15 protein-coding genes are annotated in these 19,624 nt (G+C 65.2%); 4 read left to right on the top strand and 11 right to left on the bottom strand.

The features are described 5' to 3' along the window. Nucleotides 1-29: 29 nt before the first annotated feature. On the bottom strand, nucleotides 30-1,505 hold the full coding sequence (locus tag HOLFODRAFT_RS22315; RefSeq protein WP_005034822.1) for a cobyric acid synthase: 1,476 nt from the start codon (nucleotides 1,503-1,505) through the stop codon (nucleotides 30-32). A 35-nt stretch (nucleotides 1,506-1,540) separates the two neighbouring features. Between HOLFODRAFT_RS22315 and HOLFODRAFT_RS0218320 the strand changes: the two genes are divergently transcribed. Continuing rightward, nucleotides 1,541-2,059, top strand: coding sequence for a bifunctional adenosylcobinamide kinase/adenosylcobinamide-phosphate guanylyltransferase (locus HOLFODRAFT_RS0218320; protein ID WP_005034825.1), 519 nt, complete (start codon nucleotides 1,541-1,543; stop codon nucleotides 2,057-2,059). 132 nt (nucleotides 2,060-2,191) lie between these two features. Here HOLFODRAFT_RS0218320 and HOLFODRAFT_RS0218315 read toward each other — a convergent pair whose 3' ends face one another. Together HOLFODRAFT_RS0218315 and HOLFODRAFT_RS0218310 are read right to left on the bottom strand one after the other, a co-directional pair. Continuing rightward, nucleotides 2,192-3,205, bottom strand: coding sequence for a helix-turn-helix transcriptional regulator (locus HOLFODRAFT_RS0218315; protein ID WP_005034828.1), 1,014 nt, complete (start codon nucleotides 3,203-3,205; stop codon nucleotides 2,192-2,194). 60 nt (nucleotides 3,206-3,265) lie between these two features. Then, nucleotides 3,266-4,378, bottom strand: coding sequence for a 6-phosphofructokinase (locus HOLFODRAFT_RS0218310; RefSeq protein WP_005034831.1), 1,113 nt, complete (start codon nucleotides 4,376-4,378; stop codon nucleotides 3,266-3,268). A gap of 71 nt (nucleotides 4,379-4,449) precedes the next feature. Between HOLFODRAFT_RS0218310 and HOLFODRAFT_RS0218305 the strand changes: the two genes are divergently transcribed. The 3 genes from HOLFODRAFT_RS0218305 to HOLFODRAFT_RS0218295 are packed head-to-tail and all read left to right on the top strand — an operon-like array spanning nucleotide 4,450 to nucleotide 8,271. Next, nucleotides 4,450-4,965 (top strand): DUF6677 family protein, encoded by a 516-nt coding sequence (locus HOLFODRAFT_RS0218305; RefSeq protein ID WP_005034834.1) that lies wholly within the window; start codon nucleotides 4,450-4,452, stop codon nucleotides 4,963-4,965. Nucleotides 4,966-5,025: 60 nt separating this feature from the next. Beyond that, nucleotides 5,026-7,665, top strand: coding sequence for a CHASE domain-containing protein (locus tag HOLFODRAFT_RS23655; protein WP_005034836.1), 2,640 nt, complete (start codon nucleotides 5,026-5,028; stop codon nucleotides 7,663-7,665). A 36-nt stretch (nucleotides 7,666-7,701) separates the two neighbouring features. Continuing rightward, a complete protein-coding gene (locus HOLFODRAFT_RS0218295; RefSeq protein ID WP_005034839.1) occupies nucleotides 7,702-8,271 on the top strand; it encodes a GNAT family N-acetyltransferase in 570 nt (189 codons plus the stop codon). A 33-nt stretch (nucleotides 8,272-8,304) separates the two neighbouring features. On the opposite strand, the gene HOLFODRAFT_RS22305 is transcribed toward HOLFODRAFT_RS0218295, so the two are convergent. From HOLFODRAFT_RS22305 to HOLFODRAFT_RS0218250, 8 genes are all read right to left on the bottom strand, one after another. Further along, a complete protein-coding gene (locus tag HOLFODRAFT_RS22305; RefSeq protein WP_005034841.1) occupies nucleotides 8,305-8,532 on the bottom strand; it encodes a hypothetical protein in 228 nt (75 codons plus the stop codon). Beyond that, a complete protein-coding gene (locus HOLFODRAFT_RS0218285) occupies nucleotides 8,526-11,801 on the bottom strand; it encodes an efflux RND transporter permease subunit (RefSeq protein WP_026939473.1) in 3,276 nt (1,091 codons plus the stop codon). The genes HOLFODRAFT_RS22305 and HOLFODRAFT_RS0218285 overlap by 7 nt, the downstream gene beginning before the upstream one ends. Before the next feature lie 202 nt (nucleotides 11,802-12,003). Then, complete coding sequence (locus tag HOLFODRAFT_RS0218280) at nucleotides 12,004-13,284, bottom strand: efflux RND transporter periplasmic adaptor subunit (protein ID WP_005034844.1); 1,281 nt, start codon at nucleotides 13,282-13,284, stop codon at nucleotides 12,004-12,006. A gap of 312 nt (nucleotides 13,285-13,596) precedes the next feature. Further along, nucleotides 13,597-15,006: a TolC family protein gene (locus tag HOLFODRAFT_RS22300; RefSeq protein WP_005034845.1), complete on the bottom strand. Its 1,410-nt coding sequence runs from the start codon at nucleotides 15,004-15,006 to the stop codon at nucleotides 13,597-13,599. A gap of 62 nt (nucleotides 15,007-15,068) precedes the next feature. Then, nucleotides 15,069-15,449: a hypothetical protein gene (locus tag HOLFODRAFT_RS0218270; protein ID WP_005034846.1), complete on the bottom strand. Its 381-nt coding sequence runs from the start codon at nucleotides 15,447-15,449 to the stop codon at nucleotides 15,069-15,071. 56 nt (nucleotides 15,450-15,505) lie between these two features. Then, a complete protein-coding gene (locus tag HOLFODRAFT_RS0218260) occupies nucleotides 15,506-16,876 on the bottom strand; it encodes an MFS transporter (protein WP_005034847.1) in 1,371 nt (456 codons plus the stop codon). A 1-nt stretch (nucleotide 16,877) separates the two neighbouring features. Beyond that, nucleotides 16,878-18,758 (bottom strand): mechanosensitive ion channel domain-containing protein, encoded by a 1,881-nt coding sequence (locus HOLFODRAFT_RS0218255; protein ID WP_005034848.1) that lies wholly within the window; start codon nucleotides 18,756-18,758, stop codon nucleotides 16,878-16,880. Further along, nucleotides 18,755-19,594 carry a nitroreductase family protein gene (locus HOLFODRAFT_RS0218250; RefSeq protein WP_005034849.1) on the bottom strand — a complete coding sequence of 280 codons (840 nt, stop codon included), beginning with the start codon at nucleotides 19,592-19,594 and terminating at the stop codon, nucleotides 18,755-18,757. Before HOLFODRAFT_RS0218250 ends, HOLFODRAFT_RS0218255 begins: the two co-directional genes overlap by 4 nt. Between the last annotated feature and the right edge of the window lie 30 nt (nucleotides 19,595-19,624).

The following is a 19,624-nucleotide window of genomic DNA, read 5'->3' as shown; positions in this document are numbered from 1 at the left end:
GCCGGGCTGGATTGCCGCGAAAAGGAGGTTCAGCGGGGGCCGACCACCTGCAGGATCTTCTCCCAGGCCCCGGGCCGGAGATGGCGCTGGAGGTGCTCGGCCCAGCGCTGGATACGGATCTCCAGGGGGTCCGAGGCCCTCATGGGCTGGAGGGCGAGGCCCCTGGACTGGCGCACCTGGTTGAGGAAGGCGGCTCGCCAGGCATCCTCCGCCAGGAGGCCATGGAGATAGGAGCCCACGGCGTGGCCGGAACGCCACCCCGCGTCGGCCTGGGCGCCCTGGGCCAGGGCCTCGCCCTCGCCCTGGGCCTCGGTGCGCCCCTGGTGGATCTCGTAGCCCGTGAGGGGGTGCCCCGCCTCGGGCCAGGCGCTCTGGAAGCGGCTTTCCGTGGTGAGCTTCTCGCTGCGGAAGATGGTGCGGGTGGGGAGCATCCCCAGGCCCTCCCAGGTGTTGGGCCCGCCCTCGCTACCGGCCTCATCGATGAGTTCCCGGCCCAGCATCTGGTAACCGCCGCAGATCCCCAGGACCCAGGTGCCCTTGGCGTGGGCGTCCCGCACCGCCTGGGCCATGCCCGTAGAGGCGTGATGGGCCAGATCGCCGATGGTGGCCTTGGAGCCCGGCAGGATCAGGAGGTCCTGCTCCAGGGCCAGCTTGGGGTCCGTGATCCAGGTGAGCTGGATGTCGGGTTCGGAAAGCAGGGGGTGGAGGTCCTCGGTGTTGGACACCCGGGGGGACAGGAGGGCACCGACGTGGAAGCGGCCCGCTTCGGGCTTCTGATCCACGGGGATGCGGATGGGGCGATCCTCCTCGTCCAGGCCGTGGTCCAGGTGGGGCAGCACCGCCAGCACTGGTGTGCCACAGACCTCTTCCATGAGGGGAATCCCCTCCTCGAAGAGGGCGAGATCCCCCTTGAATCGGTTCACCACCAGACCCATTACCCGGGCGCGATCCTCCGCCGGGAGGAGGTCGAGGGTGCCCTTGGCCTGGGCGTAGACGCCGCCCTTGTGGATGTCCACCACCAGGATGATGGCGGCGTTGGCGTGGCGGGCCGGTCGGAGGTTCACGTAGTCCCGGGACCACAGATTGAGCTCCACGGGGCTCCCGGCTCCCTCCATGACGATGACCTGGTGCTTCGCCGAAAGGCGATCCAGGGCTCCCATGGCGATGGCGGCCAGTTCGGAGGTGTCCTTGAAATAGTCCTTGGCCTCCCGCTGGCCCACGGCCTTCCCCAGGACGATGATCTGGGCCCCGGTGGGGCTCACGGGCTTCATGAGCACGGGGCCCATGTCCACGTGGGGATCCAGTCCGCAGGCCTTGGCCTGGAGAATCTGGGCCCTGGGCATCTCATGGCCTTCCGGGGTCACCCCGGCCTGGTTGGCCATGTTCTGGGACTTGAATGGGGCCACATCGTAGCCGGAATCCTTCAGAAGCCGACAGATACCCGCGGTAACGAGACTCTTGCCAACATCGGAGGCGGAACCAAGGACGGAGATCGCTTTTGCCATCTTTCCATCCTGATATGTTCAGGCATCCTGGAGCTATGGGAAAAATTGTCTTCGTCACCGGACCCGTTCGGAGTGGCAAGAGCCGCTTCGCCCTCGACATGGCCCTCGGCTGGGGACCCCTCGGGGTCTATGTGGCCACCTACAAGGCCGATCCATCGGATGAGGAGATGGTGGACCGGGTGCGGCGGCACCAGGCGGAGCGCCCAGACACTTGGCGGACCCTGGAGGCTCCCGGGGATGTGGCCGCGGAACTGAAGACCATGACTCCCACCCCTTCAGGGGTGATGGTGGACTGCCTGACCATGTGGCTGGGTTGGCGCATGGATGCTTCGGACGAGGCCATCCTGGAGGCGTGGAAGGGGCAGTTGGCAGCCTTCAAGGCGGCGCCCTGGCCCATCGTCATCGTGGGCAACGAGGTGGGCTGGTCCCCCGTTCCCGAGGACCCCATGACCCGCCGCTTCCGGGATCTGGCGGGCTGGCTCGCCCAGGCCACCACCAGAGTGGCCGACGAGGCCTACTTGGCTGTGGCGGGGTGCCAGATCCGGCTGAAATAGCGGAAAGAGGAATTCCACCACGAAGGCACAAAGGGCACCAAGGACCACGAAGGAAGGAGGGAAATCCTTACCCCTGCTTTTCTTGGTGTTTTCTTCGTGTCTTGGTGTCTTTGTGGTGGAATTCCTTCTTTTTCAATACTTTTCCAGAGCCTTCTTGAGCCGCACGGCGATCTCGGTTCGCAGCCATTCGGGGGCGATCACCTCGGCGGCCTCCCCGAACTGGAGGATCCAGCGTCCGGGGCCGGAGGGGTGGTTGGCCTTGAAGGTGGCGATCGCGCTCTTGCCGTCCTTGGCGGGCTTGAAGTCGAAGTCCGGGAGGGCGGGGGGGGCCTCCTTCATGGACTGCACCCAGTTGGCTCCCTCGATGCGGACCTGCACTTCGAAGGGTTCGTCCGTGCTGAGCCAGCCCCCGATCTGGTAATGGGCGGCGCGTTCGATGGCCTCGGGGTCTGGCATGACGGCGGCCTTCTGGGGCTTGGCCTGGAGGATGCGGCTCAGGCGCAGGTTCAGGGCCTTTCGTTTCCCTGGCTCCCAGGCCAGGAGGAATGCCCCGCCGGAGTAGAGATCGTGGGTGAGGGCGGCGGGTATCACTTCGTGAACCTTGGGCTTGGCTGAGGCCGCCGAGCGGTACTCCACCCACAGGGATTTCCCCGTCTCCAGGGCTTTCAGGATGGGCTCCAGGACATCTGGGGACTCCACGGGATCCTCCACCCCTCCCTGGACCCGTACGGCGCTTTGGAGGTGGTGGAAGACCCGGCGATCCCGGCTGGACATGCGTTCGCTGGCCAGCCGCTCAATGGCGTCGATCTTCTCCTGCCACAGCTGGGCCCCTCCCTGGGCGAGCATGAGGGCGGCCAGGCGCAGGGCAAGGCGGGCATCGGTGGAGATGCTCTCGTCCCAGCTCGGCCCCTTCTTCATCTGGAAGTGGATGACCGAGGGGCGGCCGGAGCGGATCCGCTCAACCTTCGCCCCCTGTTCCTCCAGGAGCTGGATGGCCCGATCCACGGTTCGCAGGCTCACGCTGCCAAGCTTACGGGCGAGCTGGTGCTTGGTGAGGCCGGAGGGGCCCGCCTCCCTCAACAGTTGGACGGCCAAGCGTAGCCGTTCGCGATCGACGAGTCCTCCGGTCTGGATGCCGACTGCCATGAATTGTCTCCGAGAGAAGTGGTTCAGCATCCTCCCTCGGGACAGTTCCTGTCAATCGTATCAATCGCCGAAGATGATTCCGAGATCCCGGGCGGTCTGGAGGGTGTCGCAGTCCAGTGGCACATTCTTCATGCGGCCGGCCACCTCCTCCAGGGGCACGTAGTTGACGTTGGGGTGGGCCAGGGCAACCATGACCCCGCTGAAACCCTCATCCAGGGCCCTCACGGCGGCTGTTCCGAAACGAAGGGCGGCCAGACGGTCGAAGGAGGTGGGGGAGCCTCCCCGGAGGAGGTGTCCCAGCACGACACAGCGGGCTTCCTTGCCGGTCAGTTCCTGGAGCTCCCGGGCGACCCGCTCTCCGATGCCTCCCAGGCGTTCAGCCTGGCCGACCTCCGCCTTGGCCACCAGGGCGTTGTTCTCCCCGTTGGCCTTGGCCCCCTCGGCCACGCAGACGATGGAATACATGCGGCCCTCATTGTCCCGGTCCCGGACCAGGGCGGCCACCTTCTCCAGGTTGTAGGGGATTTCGGGGATCAGGACCGCATGGGCGCCGCCGGAAATGCCCGCATTCAAGGCGATCCAGCCCGCATAGCGCCCCATGACCTCCACGACCATGACCCGCTGGTGGGACTCGGCGGTGGAGTGGAGTCGATCCAGGCACTCTGTGGCGAAGGAAACTGCTGAATCGAAACCGAAGGTGGTGGCCGTCTTGTCCAGGTCGTTGTCGATGGTCTTGGGCACCCCCACCACCCGGAGACCCTTCTGGCAGAGGACGTTGGCGATGGTCAGGCTCCCGTCGCCGCCGATGGAGACCAGGGCATCCAGCTCCTTCTTGGCGAAGTATTCGATAATCTCGTCCGTGCGGTCCACATCCTTGATCGTTCCATCGGGCATCCGCAGGGGGTAGTGCAGGGGGTTGCCCCGGTTGGTGGTGCCCAGGATGGTGCCGCCAAGATGGGTGATGCCGCGGACCCGCTCCTTGGTCAGGCGCAGGACTCCGCCATCTTCGTACCGCTCGGGGAAGAGGATGCCATTGAACCCATCCCGGATGCCGTAGCACTCCCACCCGCGGTTGAGGGCGGCGATCACCACGGCCCGGATGACGGCATTGAGGCCCGGCGCGTCCCCACCTCCGGTGCAGACAGCGATGCGACGGATCTTGGGTTGGGACATGGTGCCTCCGGATTACTCCTGCATTGTGGGACCACCTCCCCGGTACGCAAGTCCCCGGTTAATCTGGGGGCATGAGTGAAGAGACACCCATCCCCAGCCTCCCCCTTCCGCTGCGCAAGCAGAAGGCCATGAAGGCATGCTGGAAGCCTATCCTCGCCAACTGGATCATTCCCGGATCGGGCTACTGGATGCTGGGCCAGAAGGGGCGGGCCAAGGTCTTCTTCGGGGTCTACGCCGTCTTCTGTCTCCTGGCCTTCCTTCAATTGAACTACGGAGGGGGAGGGCTCCCCAAGGGCGGGGTCTACGTTCCGCAGCTCGCTCCCCTGGTCTGGATGCCCACCCTTGGGGCCGCCGCCACCGCCGGTGCCGGGCCCATCTACGGGCTCTTCGCTTGGCTCTTCGGCGGCACCGGCACCGAGCCCATCCGCAACCTGACCCAGGAATACGGCGCCACCTATATCATGGTCGCGGGTCTGCTGAACTGGCTCTGCCTCTTCGACCTCTTCGATCGCGCCACGGGGCGCTGGATATGGCGGCTGCCCAAGGACGAGCGGGAGGCCCTGCAGAAAACCGCCCCCAAGGATTGAGTCGGATCATCCCAAGGCCCTATATTGAGGTTCTGCATAGTACCGCCAGCGGGGTTCTGGATGGACAGGTCGGGACAGAAACAGGCTGCTGGCCCGGGTCGATGGGTTCCGTGGGCTGTCTTGGCGGGGTGCCTCTGTCTTACGGCGGCGGCGACCATCGGGAACCACTGCTATAACCGTCGTGTCCAGGAACAGCGTTTCGAATCCAGGGTCCAGGAACTGCAGGACGCCATCCAGCGTCGTCTGGGGGACTACGTCCAGAACCTGTACGCCGGACAGGCCTGGGTCGATGGGCGGGAGCCTTTCACTCATGAGGCCTGGGGCCAGATGGTCAGGACCCTGCGTCTGGATGTGAACTGTCCAGGAGCGGAGACGATGGCCTTCCTCCGCTTTTTCTCGGAAGCGGAGCGCCCGGCCTTTTTGGCCGAAGAGCGGGGTGCCGGAGGGGATGCCATTCGGATCCGTCCAGAGGGCATCCGGGATCATTACGCAGTGATTGTTCGTATCGAGCCCAGCGGGATCGAGATCCGGAAACGCCTGGGGACCGACATCCTGGCCACAGAGGTCCGGCGTGAAGTGGCCTTGAGGGCTCGGGACAGCGGAGGGGTGGCGATCTCCCGGGGGCTTCGGCTGATCACCGATTCGGGGGGCGAGGTTCCGGCCTTCCTGATGTTCAAGGCGGTCTATCGGAGGGGAGGAGTGCCGACCACGATAGAGGAGCGGCAGCGCGACCTGGTGGGTTTCATCGGCCTGTCCTCCCGTTTCCAGGAGCTGATCGCTACGTCCTTGCCTCCGGAACCCAGGGATGTGGCTGTCAGTCTCCGATCTCCTCTGGAGTTCGCTGCTGAGGGGGAGGTCTACTCCGAAGTTGGGTCGCCCCTTGGGGGCGCAGGTCTGGTGAAGGAATTGCCTTTGTCAGCCGGGGGTCAGGTCTGGAAGGTCCATTACCAGGCCCGGCCAGGCTTTGTCCATCCCCTTGAGAAGTGGGGGCCTTTGGCCAATCTCCTGGGCGGCCTTCTGGCCAGTGGGCTCCTCTTCGCCCTGACCAGTTCGCTCCTCCAGCGTCGGCAGCGGGCGGAAGCCCTTGCCCGTTCCATGACCGCATCCCTGTCCTCGACCCTGGGCTACCTGAACAACATCCTGGACTCCGCCACCCAGGTCGCCATCGTGGCTTTGGATTTGCACGGGATCGTGCGCCTCTTCAACCGGGGCGCAGAGCAGATGCTGGGGTGGTCCCCGGAGGAGGTGATCGGCCTCCACACCCCGGAGCTCTGGCATGATCCCGTGGAACTGGAGGAGACTCGCCAGCGCCTCCTCTCCCTGGGGCTGCCGTGCTCCCGGTTTGCGGACATCCTGGAAGGCTTCCCCCTCCTCTACCCCACCGGACACAGCCGGGTGACCTTCATCGCGCGGGGGGGCGAGCGCAGGACCATGGACCTCATGGTGGCGCGCGTGCAGAACCCTGAGGGCAAGGGGGTAGGCTTCATGGGCATCTCCATCGACCTTACCCAGCAGGTGGCTGCAGAGGATGCCCTCCGGTCCCAGGAGGAACAGCTCCACCAGAGCCAGAAGATGGATGCCATCGGCCAGCTGGCCGGAGGCGTGGCCCACGACTTCAACAACATGCTTGCAGGCATCCTGGGCTCGGCGGAGCTTCTGGCGGAAAATCTGCCGGAGGGTGACCCTCGCCACGGGCTGGTGCGGACCATCATCAAGGCCAGTGGGCGGGCCGCCGATCTCACCAGCAAGCTGCTGGCCTTCAGTCGCAAGGGCAAGCTGGTGTCCACGGCCCTGGACCTCCATCGCATTGTCCAGGACACGCTGGCCCTGCTGGAGCGGAGCATCGATAAGCGCATCCAGATCCGGCAGGAGCTCAAGGCCCGGAGCCCTCAGGTGGTGGGTGATCCCTCCCAATTGGAGAACGCTCTCCTCAATCTCTGCATCAATGCCCGGGACGCCATGCCGGAGGGCGGGGTGCTGACGGTCGAAACCGAGGATCTGCGGCTCCGGGAGTCGTTCTCCGATCCCTCCGGATTCCAGGTAGAGGCTGGACCCTATGTCCGGCTTTCCGTCCGGGACACCGGCCATGGCATCCCCCCCGAGATCCGGGACCGCATCTTCGAGCCCTTCTTCACCACCAAGGCCGAAGGCAAGGGTACGGGTCTCGGCCTTGCGGCGGTTTACGGCATCGTGAAGGGGCACCGGGGCGCCCTCCAGGTGGAATCCGCGCCTGGTCAGGGCAGTGCCTTCAGTATCCTCCTGCCTGTGGATGACATCCGCTGTTCCCAGCCCGCTATGGAGGAAGTCCGAGTCCAGCACCGGGGCGAAGGGACCATTCTGGTCATCGACGATGAGGACATGATTCGAAGCACGACCGCCCGTATTCTGGCCTCCATGGGTTATGAAGTCCTTCTGGCCGCCGACGGCTCGGAAGGGCTGCGCCTCTTTGAGGCCCGCCGTCCTGAAATCCAGCTCGTCCTGATGGACCTGGTCATGCCAGGTCTCACGGGCCGCGAGACCTTCCGGCGGCTCCGGGCTCTGGATCCGGAGCTCCGGGTCGTCGCGGCCTCCGGCTTCGCCGACGACCAGTCCGTGGCCGATATGGTGGCTGAGGGACTCGTCGGGTTCCTTCACAAGCCCTATGGAATGAGGGAATTGGCGGACGCGATTCATGCGGCTCTGGCCGCCCCCGACCCCTGATTTCCCTTGGAGGGGCCGCTCATGTTCTCCTAGCGCATGGACCTTCGACGCGCCCTCCCATCCGATTACAGCGGAGTCCTTGAACTGAGCGTGTCCTACCACGCCCAGAGCCTGTCCCCTGCCGAACGGAGTCGGGGATTCCTCTCCGCCCGGTTCTCCCTGGAGCAGATCACCGCCATGGCGGAGGATCTGGGTATCATCGTCGCCTGCGATCAGGGACGGGTGCTGGGCCTCCTGTGCGCCTCCCGCTTCGACTGGGGTGACACCCCCCCCATCATCCGGTCCATGTCAGCTACCTTTGATCGGGTGATCTTCCAGGGGCAGCCTCTTTCCGCCCAGCGGAAATTCCTCTACGGCCCCGTCTGCATCGATCTCCCCTTCCGGGGACAGGGCCTGTTGCGACGGATGTTCCTTCGCCTCAACCAGGAACTGGAGGGAAGCTTTGAGGTGGGTGTGGTCTTTGTTGCGGCGGACAATCCCCATTCCATGGAGGTGCACACCAAGGGCTTGGGTATGCAGCCCGTGGGAGAATTCACCCATGCCGGGCTGCGCTACCACATCCTGGCTTACTGTCCCGCTCAGAACGATATGGCGGCAGAAAAATGATCCGCCTGATCTCTTGAACGCCAAATGGTATGACTACTTCTTCGCGTTCTTGGGGGTTCCGTCTTTCTCTAGATACTTGTCGGGGTTGGCCTTGAGCAGCTTGTCGCACCCGGCGCAGCAGATGGAATACTCCCGGCCGCGCACCACGACCTTCTGGCTCTTGGCGTTCACCTTGTCCCCGCCCACGGGGCAGACGGTGTTAGTGGCGGGCTTGACGCTGGGGGCTGCCACGAGGGCGGCGGTGATGAGCATGGTCAGCATGAGGACTCCTTCAGGGGGTTAGATGCCTCTGCGACCTCATGGCGTTTCCAGAGGTAGTAGATGGCGGGGTAGACGAGCAGTTCAAGCAGGAAGCTGGTGGCCAGGCCGCCCACCATGGGGGCGGCGATGCGCTTCATGACATCGGCCCCGGTGCCGGTGCTCCACATGATGGGGAGCAGGCCCATGAAAGCGGCGAAGACCGTCATCGCCTTGGGGCGCACCCGCTTCACGGCCCCATGGATAATGGCTTCCACCAGATCGGCGGGCGTGTTCAGGCGACCCTCGCGCTTGGCCTCGTCGTGGCTGAGGTCCAGGAAGAGGAGCATGAAGACCCCGGTCTCGGCATCCAGGCCCATGAGGGCGATGAGGCCCACCCAGACTGCGATGCTCATGTTGTAGCCCAGGATCCAGAGGAGCCAGAAGGCCCCGATGGCGCTGAAGGGCACCGCCAGCATGACCACCGAGGCCTTGAATGCGCTCCTGGTGTTGGCATACAGCAGACCGAAGATCAGCACCAGGGTGATGGGCAGGATGACCTTTAGCCGCTCCTTCACCCGGATCATGTTCTCGTACTGCCCGGACCAACTGAGGCTGGTGCCCGCCGGGAGCTTCAGTTCCTTCTCCACGGCGGCCTTGGCGCGGTGGACGTAGGTGCCCACATCCACCTTGGAGGTGTCGAAGTCCACCAGGACATAGCCGATCATCTGGCCGTTCTCATCCCGGATCATGGCCGGGCCGCTGGCCCAGTTCAGGTCCGCGATCTCCTCCATGGGCACCAGGGCGCCGGTGGGGGTGGGGACGAGCACCCGCTTCAGGGCGTCCGGGGTCTCCCGGTAGTCCCGGGCGTAGCGGACGTTCACGGGGTAGCGGGCCCGGCCATCGTAGACCGTGCTCTGGTTATCGCCGCCGATGGCGGTCATCACCAGCATGTTGGCCTGTTCCACGCTGAGGCCGTAGCGGGCCAACTGCTCACGCTTCAGCACGAAGTCCAGGAAGTAGCCCTGGGCGGTCCTTTCTGCAAAGGCGCTGCGAGTGCCGGGCACCCCCTGGAGGATGCGCTCGGCCTCCACCGCCACCCGCTGGATGGTCTCCAGGTCGGCTCCGTTGATCTTGAGGCCCACGGGGGTCCGGATGCCCGTGGACAGCATGTCCTGCCGCGCCTTGATGGGCATGGTCCAGGCGTTAGGGATGGCCGGAAGGCGCACGACCTTGTCCAGGTCGGCGACGATGTCCTCCTGGGTGACGCGGTCCCGCCAGAGGGGGCGCAGGATGGCCTTGAGGAAGCCCGGCGCCCAGGAACTGAACCAGCGGGGCTTCTCCCGCCACTGGTCCTCGGGCTTGAGGACGATCACCGTCTCCATCATGGAGAAGGGGGCCGGGTCCGTGGCGGTGTCGGCGCGACCCGCCTTGCCGAAGACCCGCTCCACCTCGGGCACCGTGCGGATCAGGCGATCCTGCACCTGGAGGATGCGCTGGGCCTCTGTTTGACTCAATCCCGGCAGTGTGGAGGGCATGTAGAGCAGGGTGCCCTCGTTGAGGGGCGGCATGAACTCGCTGCCCAGGGCCAGGAAGGCCGGGATGGTTCCCATTACCAGCAGCACGGCGACGAGGATGGTGGCCTTGGCGTGCCGGACCACAAAGCGGCAGGGGGCCTCGTAAATCCGGTGGAGGAAGACGCTGATGGGATGCTTTTCTTCAGCATAGTACTTGCCCACCACCACCTGGGTGAGGCTCCAGGCCAGCCATTTCGGCTTGAACATGAAGGGCTCCACCCGGGCGAAGATCATCCGCAGGGCGGGGTCCAGGGTCAGGGCCAGGAGGGCGGCGATGGCCATGGCGAAGTTCTTGGAGAAGGCCAGGGGCTTGAAGAGCCGCCCCTCCTGGTCCAGGAGGGTGAAGATGGGCAGGAAGCTCACCGCCACCACCAGGAGGGAGAAGAAGACCGAGGGGCCCACTTCCATCAGGGCCTCGAGGCGTACCTGGTGGAAGCTTCCGGGCTTGCCCGCCTCGATCCATTTCTCGATCTTCTTGTAGGCGTTCTCCACCTCCACGATGGCCCCGTCCACCAGCACGCCGATGGAGATGGCGATGCCCGCCAGGCTCATGAGGTTGGCGTTCTGGCCGATCCCGTACATCGGGATGAAGGCCAGGGCCACGCTCACGGGGATGGTGACGATGGGGACGATGGCCGAGGGGATATGCCAGAGGAAGATCAGGATGATGATGGAGACCACGATCATCTCTTCGATGAGCTTGTGCTCCACGGTCCTGATGGCGTTGTGGATCAGTTCCGAGCGGTCATAGGTGGTGATGATCTCCACCCCGGGAGGCAGGCCCTGCTTCAATTCATCGAGCTTGGTCTTCACCCGCTCGATGACGTTCAGGGCGTTCTCCCCCTGGCGCATGACCACGATGCCGCCCACCACGTCCCCGTGGCCGTCCAGGTCCGTGAGTCCCCGGCGCATCTCGGGCCCCAGGGTGACGGTGGCCACCTCCGAAAGCCTGACCGGGGTGCCGTTCTCAGCCTTCAATACCGCCTGCTCAAGGTCCTGGGTGGTCTTTACGTAGCCTCGGCCCCGGACCATGTACTCCCGGCCGCTGTATTCCACGAGGCGTCCGCCGCCTTCGACATTGGCGGACTTCACGGCGGCGATGACGGCATCGATGGGAATGCGGTAGGAGGCCAGTTTGGTGGGATTGACCTGGACCTGGAACTGCCGGGCCTGGCCGCCCACGGTGGCCACTTCGGCCACCCCTGGCGTGCTCTGGAGGCCGTAGCGCAGGAACCAGTCCTGAAGCGATCTCAGCTCATCCGAGCTGTGCTTGCCGGAGCGGTCCACCAGGGCGTACTGGTAGACCCAGCCCACGGAGGAGGCGTCGGGGCCGAGGGACGGCTGGACCCCCTGGGGAAGATTGGTATTAATCTTTGATAAATATTCCAGCACCCGACTGCGGGCCCAGTAGATGTCGGTGCCGTCCTCGAAGATCACGTAGACGTAGGAGAAGCCGAAGTCCGAGAGGCCGCGCACCGCCTTCACCTTGGGCGCCCCCAAAAGGCTGGTGACGATGGGGTAGGTGACCTGGTCCTCGACGATATCGGGGCTGCGGTCCCACTTGGTGTAGACGATGACCTGGGTATCGCTGAGGTCCGGCAGGGCATCCATGGGGATGTTTCGCATGGTCCAGAAAGACATGCCCAGCAGCACCAGGGAGGCGGCGATGACCAGCCAGCGGTTCTCCGCCGAGAAGCGGATGATGCGCTGGAGCAGGGTCGGGTGATCGGGGTCGTAGCCGACGTGGCCACTCATGGCTGCACCGGGGGAAAAGATGCTTCCACCACGAAGGCACGAAGACACGAAGGTGCACAAAGAAAAGAAATAAAAGAAGTGAAATTAATTAAGTTAATTTCGTTTTGTTTTTCTTCGTGCTTTCTTGGTGCCCTTCGTGCCTTCGTGGTTGAATTCTGTTTTTTCATTTTCGCCCCTCCTTCATCTGGGCCAGGGCGGCCTTGAGGCGGGATTCGGAATCCACCAGGAAGTTGGCGCGGACGACCACTTCATCCCCGGCCTCCAGGCCCGAGGTGATCTCCACGCGGTCACCGGAGCTGCTGCCCGTCGTGACCACCCGGGGCTCGAACTTGCCGTCGCCCAGGGCGACGAAGGCCACCTTGGAGCTGCCGGCATCCAGCACCGCATCGAGGGGAATGACCAGTCCCTTGCGTCCCTGGCCCTTGAGAAGGACTTCCCCGAACATCTCAGGCTTCAGTTCGCCTTTGGGGTTGGGGAACTCCAGGCGTAGCTTGGCGGTGCGGGTTTTGGGGTCCATGAGGGGATCCACGAAGGCCACCCGCCCTTTGAGGACTCGGCCAGGGAGGGCCTGACCCGTGAGCTCGGCGGCCATGCCCACCTTGATTCGGCCCAGTTCGGTCTCGTAGATGTCCACCAGGACCCAGACCCGGCTCAGGTCTGTGATCTCGAAGGGGATGTCCGCCGGGGTGAGGCGGGCTCCCTCCACCACGTTCTTGGCGGTGAGCACACCGGAGATGGGGGAGCGCAGGGTCAGGGCGTGCTGGATCTCTCCGGTCTTCTCAAGACGGTCGATGGTCTCCCGGGGAACGTCCCAGAGGAGAAGCCGTCGTCGGGCGGACTCCAGCAGATCTCCGCCGCTGCCCTGGAGCGAACCGCCCGCCAGGGCCTTCTGGGTCCTGAGGGCCAGGAGATACTCCTGCTGGGCGCTGACGAACTCGGGGCTGTAGAGGCTGAAGAGAGGGGTGCCCTTGGCCACGGGCTTGCCCACGAAGTCGACGTAGAGCTTTTCCACAAAGCCCTCGACCTTGACGTTCACCTTGCGGACCCGGGTCTCGTCCACCGCCACCCGCCCCGAGGCCCGGAGCTCGCTACCCAGGGGGGCTTCAGCCACCTTCTCGGTCCGGAGGCCGATGAGCTGCTGGCGCTCGGGATCAATGGTGACCACGGCGTGGGTGTCGGTGCCGTGCCCCGCACCGGTGCTGCCCGCACCTTCTATGGGGACCAGGGCCATGCCGCAGATGGGGCAGTCGCCCGGGTGGTCCTGGATGACCTGGGGGTGCATGGGGCATTGGTACATTTGCTTGGCGGGGGCAGCGGCCGGGGCTTCATGAGCGTGGGCTTTCCCTGGGCGCATGGCGAGCCAGGTGCCACCGATGCCGATGGCCAGGGCGATGATGGCGATCAGGAGGGGATGGATTCTGCGGGGAGTGGGATCAGAGGGCATGGGTCATCTCATTTTCAAAAGAAGTCCGTCGGGTAACCCGAAGTGCAGGAGGTCCAGTTGGTTATTGTCTTTTATCGCCGTTCATCGCTGTCCATCGCTGGCGAAACCCGCTTTTGATCCTTGCTTTTCGAACGCGCTGCTTGCTTAGGCTTTGCACGTGGCGATGAGGAGCATCAAAGCAAAAATAAAATGGGCCAGCGATGAACGGCGATGGACAGCGATAAAGCAGAATCAGCCCTTCTTTCCTCTCGTTCCTCCTCCTGTGCTTCGTGGTGATCTTTTTTGCTCGGATTTGGCTGATCATTCCGCACCTCACATCGTCTTCATGGCGCTGCCGCCGCTATCGCCGCCACTGGCGGCCTTTCCTGTCCGGGAGGCCCCGCTCGATTTTGCTCCACCCCCACCCGCAGCCATGGGGGCTGCTGTCAGGGTGGTGGCTCCGATGGCGGGCGTGGGACCCGGGTTCAGTTCCTCCTGGGCGATCTGGATGGCCAGGGCCTGGGCCTGGGTCTGGAGGAGGCCGCTCTGGTCGGCGACCCAGCCCTTGAGGGACTCCAGCACCGACAGGAAGGGGGCTCGCCCAGCTTCGTACTGGGCCAGGGTGGCCCGGAAGCTCGCCTCGCTCTGGACCAGGAGGCCTGAGCGGTAGAGGCTCAGGGTCTCCAGGGCGGCGTCCATCTGGGCGGCCCGCTCCTGGATTCGCTGGCGCAGGAGAAGCTTCTGGCCTTCCAGGTCAGCCCCCTGGGCGCGGCGGCGATGCTCCTGCTCCGCCACGGCCCGGTGCTGCTTCTGCCTGGACCACACCGGCAGGGAGATGGAGACGCCAAGACCCCACATGGGATCCAGGCCCCCCCGGGGCATGAGGGCGGCGGTCATGGCGAAGTCTGGGCGGCGGTCCAGCTTGGCGAGATCCAGGCTCCGTTCCGCCTGGCTCACGCCCAGGGCTGCGGTCCGGAGCTCGGGGCTCGTCTCCTCGGCCTTGGATTGGACCTCCAGCGGGTGCAAGGGGGCTGGTGTGCCAAGCTCCTCGAAGCTCCGTTGGGTGGGGATGGGCGTGTCAGAGGCCTCGGCCCGCAGGCGGTTGAGGGCGGCCAGGGCGCTGCGTTCCTCGGATTGCAGGCTGAACCGGGCCTGGTTCAGTCGGGTCCGCTCCAGCTGGGCCCGGAGCAGGTCGGCCTGGGCGCCCTGGCCCACTTCGTAGCGGGTGCGGGCGATGGCCTCCCCCTGCTGGAGGAAGACTGCCTGGGTTTCCAGGAGGCGGAGCTGGCTGCGTACCAGGAGCAGGGAGGCGTAGGCCCGCTTCACATCGGCCTCCAGGCTGAGGCGGGTGCGGGTGCTCTGAGCCTCCAGGGCCTCGGCCCCCAGGCGGGCCACATCACCCCTCAGTCCCCGCTTGCCCGCCCAGGGCAGTCCCTGGGAGAGGGCGACCTGGTAGTAGCTGTTCTCCATGCGCCCGATCTCAAGGCGCTTGAAGCCATCGTTCTGGAGCCCCAGGGAGAGGGATGGATCCGGGAGGGCCTTGGCCTGGGGGATGCGTTCCCTTTCCGCCTCGGTCAGGGCCTGGACCTTCGTGAGCTCGGGGTTCTGGGCCAGGGCTTGCTGGAGGAGTGAGGCCAGGAGGGGATCGGGGGTGGTATCGGTGATGCTGGAGGGGGGCGACGCCAGGGCCGGGGCCGCGGGCAGCAGCCCCAGGGCCAAGGCCAAACGCCAGGGTGCGCGCATGGATGACTCCGGAAGAGATGAGGCAATATCGGTCTATCTGTCGGTGACGGACAGACCTCTTCTCAAATCCGGAAGGTGGATAGCTGGGTCAGGCGATCGGGGGGGGAAGGAGCAATGGCGCTGGGGCCTCGGATGGGGGTGCCCTCATCCATGGTGGTCCGGGGCCTTGAGGCCACGTAGGCAGGCCAGGGCAGGGGTTCCCGCCGGGCCTCGCTCTGACGAGCCTGATCCGGCGCGCTCACAGCCGGGGTGGCCGTCAAGGTCACGGTCACCTGGGTCTGGCAGGGGGATGGGCTGGGCCCCTTCGTGGGCATGCCGCATCCGCAACCCATGCCACAGCAACAGGAAGAGGCTGGCTCCGTGGCCGCCTCCAGGCGCAGCTCCGGGACCGATCCCACCAGGATCAGTGCCAGAAGGGCTAGGAGGTGGAGGATGCGCCGCACGGAAGGCCTCAGGGAAATCCTATTCCTAAGTTGGATGCTTGAATACCAGGAATTGGCTATGCCCGGGTCTTGAAATCCTTCCCCAACCATCCCTTGGCCAGGACCAGCATCACGGTGGAGCTGACCGCCACGATGCCGAAGATGAGCCACATGGGGCCGGTGGAGGTGGGACCGCTCTCTGGGCACCACTTGGCAAGGGCCGCACCGGAGTAGATGGGGACGATCATCTTGGTCAGGAACCAGGGGAACTGGGCCACGCCCATGTAGGCCCCCGTGCGCCCCTCCGGCGCGATTTCTGCAGCGTACTGGAGGAATCGGGGCTGCCACATGGCCTCGCCGATGGACATCACCACCACGAAGGTGAAGAGCCCCCAGACCGTCGGCCCCAGAGCCAGCAGGAAGGTCGGGACAGCCATGACGGCGGTGCCGTAGATCATCATGTTGTAGACCTTGGCCTTGGCCGTGGCAGCGGCCACCAGGGGGCAGAGGATGAAGATCAGGAGCGAGTTGAGGTTGGTGGCGGTCTCGAAGCGGACCCCCACCCAGGTGCCCGCGAAGGCCCGGTTCACGTACTGGGGCAGCACCAGCCAGTTGTAGGCGAAGAGGGTCTGCACCGGGATCAGGCAGAAGATGAAGAAGGAGAACTTCGCATCCGCCAGGGGGTGGTGCTTCAGCCAGTGGCGAATGGCCGCCATCCTGCCTTCGGGGGCTGCTTCTTCTCTGGGCTGTTCCGGGGCTTCCGCCCGTACGGCCTCGGTGGCCCGCGTCAGGGTCTTAGGGCTCAGCATGAAGAAGAGGAGGAGGATGCCCGCCAGGGTGAGCCAGGTATAGAACCAGAAGGCCCCCTGGATGCCGAAGCGTCCCCGGAGGGGGGACATGAAGGTGGGGAGCCAGCCCCCCAGGTTCATGACGGCGTAGAGCATGGCGTAGCCCATGCCCGCCGTGGCCGGGGTCGTGAGCTGGCGCACCGCCGCGTAGGCCACGGGCTGGTACATGCCGTAGCCGAGGACCACCAGGAGGATGCCCAGGGTGGCCAGGGCATTGAAGGACGAGAGGAGCTGTCCCGTCCCCAGTCCCAGGCCGGGGGCCCAGGAGAGGAGGGTGCGTCCGATGAACATGAAAGCCAGGGAGATGAGGAAGGTCGAGCGGATGCCCCACGTGTCCGCCCGGCCCCCGAAGAAAAGCATCGAGATGGTGATGCCCGAGGTGAGGACCCCCACCATCCAGCCCGCCTCCCTGTCACCGAGATGGCCGTACTGGTTGAAATACATGGCCAGGTAGATGAGCATCCCGAAGTAGACGAAGCCCTCCAGGAGGTAGTTGAGGTTCACCGCCCACAGGGCCCGGGAGGCGTGGGCCAGGTCGATGAAGGGCTGGACGATCTCCCGGAAGGGGGAACGGGCCGGGGTCTGTTCCTCTGAAGACACCTCAGACTCCTGGTTCGGGTTGCATCTCGATGGGGGCTGCCGGGCTGGCAGGCTTGCCGTGCATCAGTTCCAGCACCGCACTGTTGAGGGCCTTGCGGGTGCTGTTGCGCTCGTAAGCCCGTGTGATGTAGCGGACGTGGATCTCGATGCCGAGGACCGTGGACACCACGTTGATGCCAGGGACGGCAGAGAAGGTCCTCACCCGGTAGCGGGTGGTGGCCTTGTGCCACTCCTCCTGCGCCAGCTTGGCATTGGCCTCGGTTTTCTCCTCCACCAGCTTCTGGACACCATCAATGATGGGATAGGGATCCGTCCCGGGGGGGATGACCAGCTGCAGTTCGTCCCACATCCACTGGCCCGAGGTGGAGAAGTTGAAGAAGTGTCCCTCTACGGCGAAGTTGTTGACGAAGGCGACTTTCCGGCCCGTGGGGTGGCCCAGGTCGTTCCAGCTTCCGGTCTCCATGAGCACGGTTCGCAGCAGGCCCACTTCCACGACCTCGCCCCCTACGCCCTTGATCTCCACCCAATCGCCGACCCGGAGTCCATTCTTCCCCATGAGGACGAACCATCCGAAGAAGGCCACGATGAAGTCCTTGAGGGCCACTGTGAGGCCGGCGCCCGCCAGGCCCAGGATGGTGGTGACGTTGCCTGGAAGCCCGATGATCGTGAAGAGGATGACGATCAGGCCCACCATCAGGACTGCGAACTTGACCACCGCCTGGAGAGTGGCGGCCCGGAGCTTCTCCTTGGCCATGCCATGGAAGACCCGCTCGATGACCCGGTCCAGCAGGAAGATGACAATGAGGACACACACGATGGTGAGCAGGCCCTTCAGGAGGGTGTGGAGGGCGGCGCGCCGATAGGTCACCGCCAGCTGCTCCCAGCTGTCGTAGGCCTCATCCAGGGCCTGCATGTCCTGGATCCGCTTTGTGGTGATGGAAAGCTGTTGCTGGCGTGCCATGAACAGCTTGAGCGTATCGATGGCGGCCTTCTTCTCCTCCTTGGAGGTGGTCCCTTCATATTGGGTTCCCCCCTTGGCGAAGCCCGAGGCTTCTTGTTTGGCTTCGGCCCTCTTGGCAGCCTCATCCTTGACCCGCTGGGCCAGCTTCTCCCGGCGGGTGTTCAGGCGCTGGACCCGGGCCTGGGTGTCCTGGCGGGCCTGGGCCAGCTGCCTCAGCTTGTTCCTCTGGAACTTCCAGTTCCGGAGTCGGGTGAGGAGGCTCCCATTCTGGCCCTTCGTAGTCAGGGGGGCCGCCGCCTGCCCGATCACGCTGGGCTCACGTTCCATGGCATCGTAGGCCTCCTTGAGGCGCTTGATGCGGGCCTGGGAGTCCCCTCCGGCCTGGTCCAGATCCTCCCTCGCGGAATCAAGCTCGTCCTGATCCAGTTCCATCTGGGCCTTGGCTACCTCCAGCTGATCCTCCAGGGCATCCTTTTCACGCTCCTGGGCCCTGGCCAGCCTGCGGTTCAGGTCCTTGATGGCCTGCTGATCCGCCTCGACGGCATCCTCGGCCTTGGCCTTGATGGCGGCCAACTCCTTCACCTCGGGGCTTGGCTCGGTGGAGGTCTCGGCGGTTCGCCGCATCGCGGAGGTGAAGGCGAGGGTCAGTTCGTGGTTGGTCAGGCGCTCGGCCTGGCGGGCGAGTTCCTGTTCCTCGCCGGTGGCGGCCAGGCTCCCCAACTGGCGGGCCATCAGGAGCGGGGCGGTGTCCACCGTGCGCTCCTTGCGGACGGGCTTACCGTCCTTCTTGGCCTTCTTCCCCTGGAGCTTGGCGACCAGCCCCGCGGGTGGACCGGAGTCCCTGGTCCAGGCCAGTCCCCCGATGATGGCCAGGAGCAGGAGAAGCAGGATTCCGGAAATGATCCAGTTGGAGCGCTTCAACCGAGCACCACGCGGTGGACTTCGGCGGCCCCGTCCCGCTGGACTGTCCGGGCATAGCGGATGGCCGGGTAGCCGAAGGGCATGGCGTAGTAAGGGCGCCCCTGTTCCAGGCCCAGGAGGCCCTTGAGCTCCGGTGCCGTCTCCATGGCGTAGAGGGCGAAGCCTGACCAGACCGTGCCCAGACCGGCGCTCTGGGCCAGGAGGTCAAAGGTGGCCAGGGCCAAGGCCACATCCTGATGGGGGGTGGCGACATTCTTGGGGGCGGAGACCACCAGCATGTGGGGGGCGCCCCGGAATAGGATGTCGGTGCCGTTTTTGGCGAAGACTTGGTAGGCCGTGCGCAGGACGGCGAAGCGCTCGGGGATGCGGCTCTCCTGGTCGGCCTTCTCCAGGGCCCCATAGGCGGCTCTGCGGAAGCGGTCCATGGTCTCGGGCTCATCGATGAGGTGGAAGCTGAGCTGCTGGGAGTTGGTCCCGGTGGGGACATTGCCCAGGGCGGCCAGGAGGCGCTGCACCAGGGCGGGGTCGACCTTCTCGGGCTTGTAGCGCCGGATAGAACGACGGCTGCGCACCAGGCGATCCATGGCCTCCAGGTCCGGCAGGCCCTCGATGGGCAGGCTGTCCTCGGGCCGCTTGCCGTCGATGGAGAGGGCCGCCGAAGGGCAGATGGCCAGACAGTGCTGGCAGTGGATGCACTGGGATTCCTTCTCTGGCTTCACGTAAGGGACTTCCCCAGCGGCCTGGGAGATGACGCGCATGGGGCAGTCGGCGACACAGAGGCCGCAGCGGGTGCAGCGGGTGTCGTCGATATGGAACTGGAAGGTTGGCCTGGGCATGGATACTCCTCGACCCTTGATTATGGCCTC

The organism is Holophaga foetida DSM 6591, assembly GCF_000242615.2.
Classification (GTDB): Bacteria; Acidobacteriota; Holophagae; order Holophagales; family Holophagaceae; genus Holophaga; species Holophaga foetida.
The sequence above is the reverse complement of the archived record's forward strand: the minus strand, read 5'-3'. Positions and strand labels throughout refer to the sequence as shown.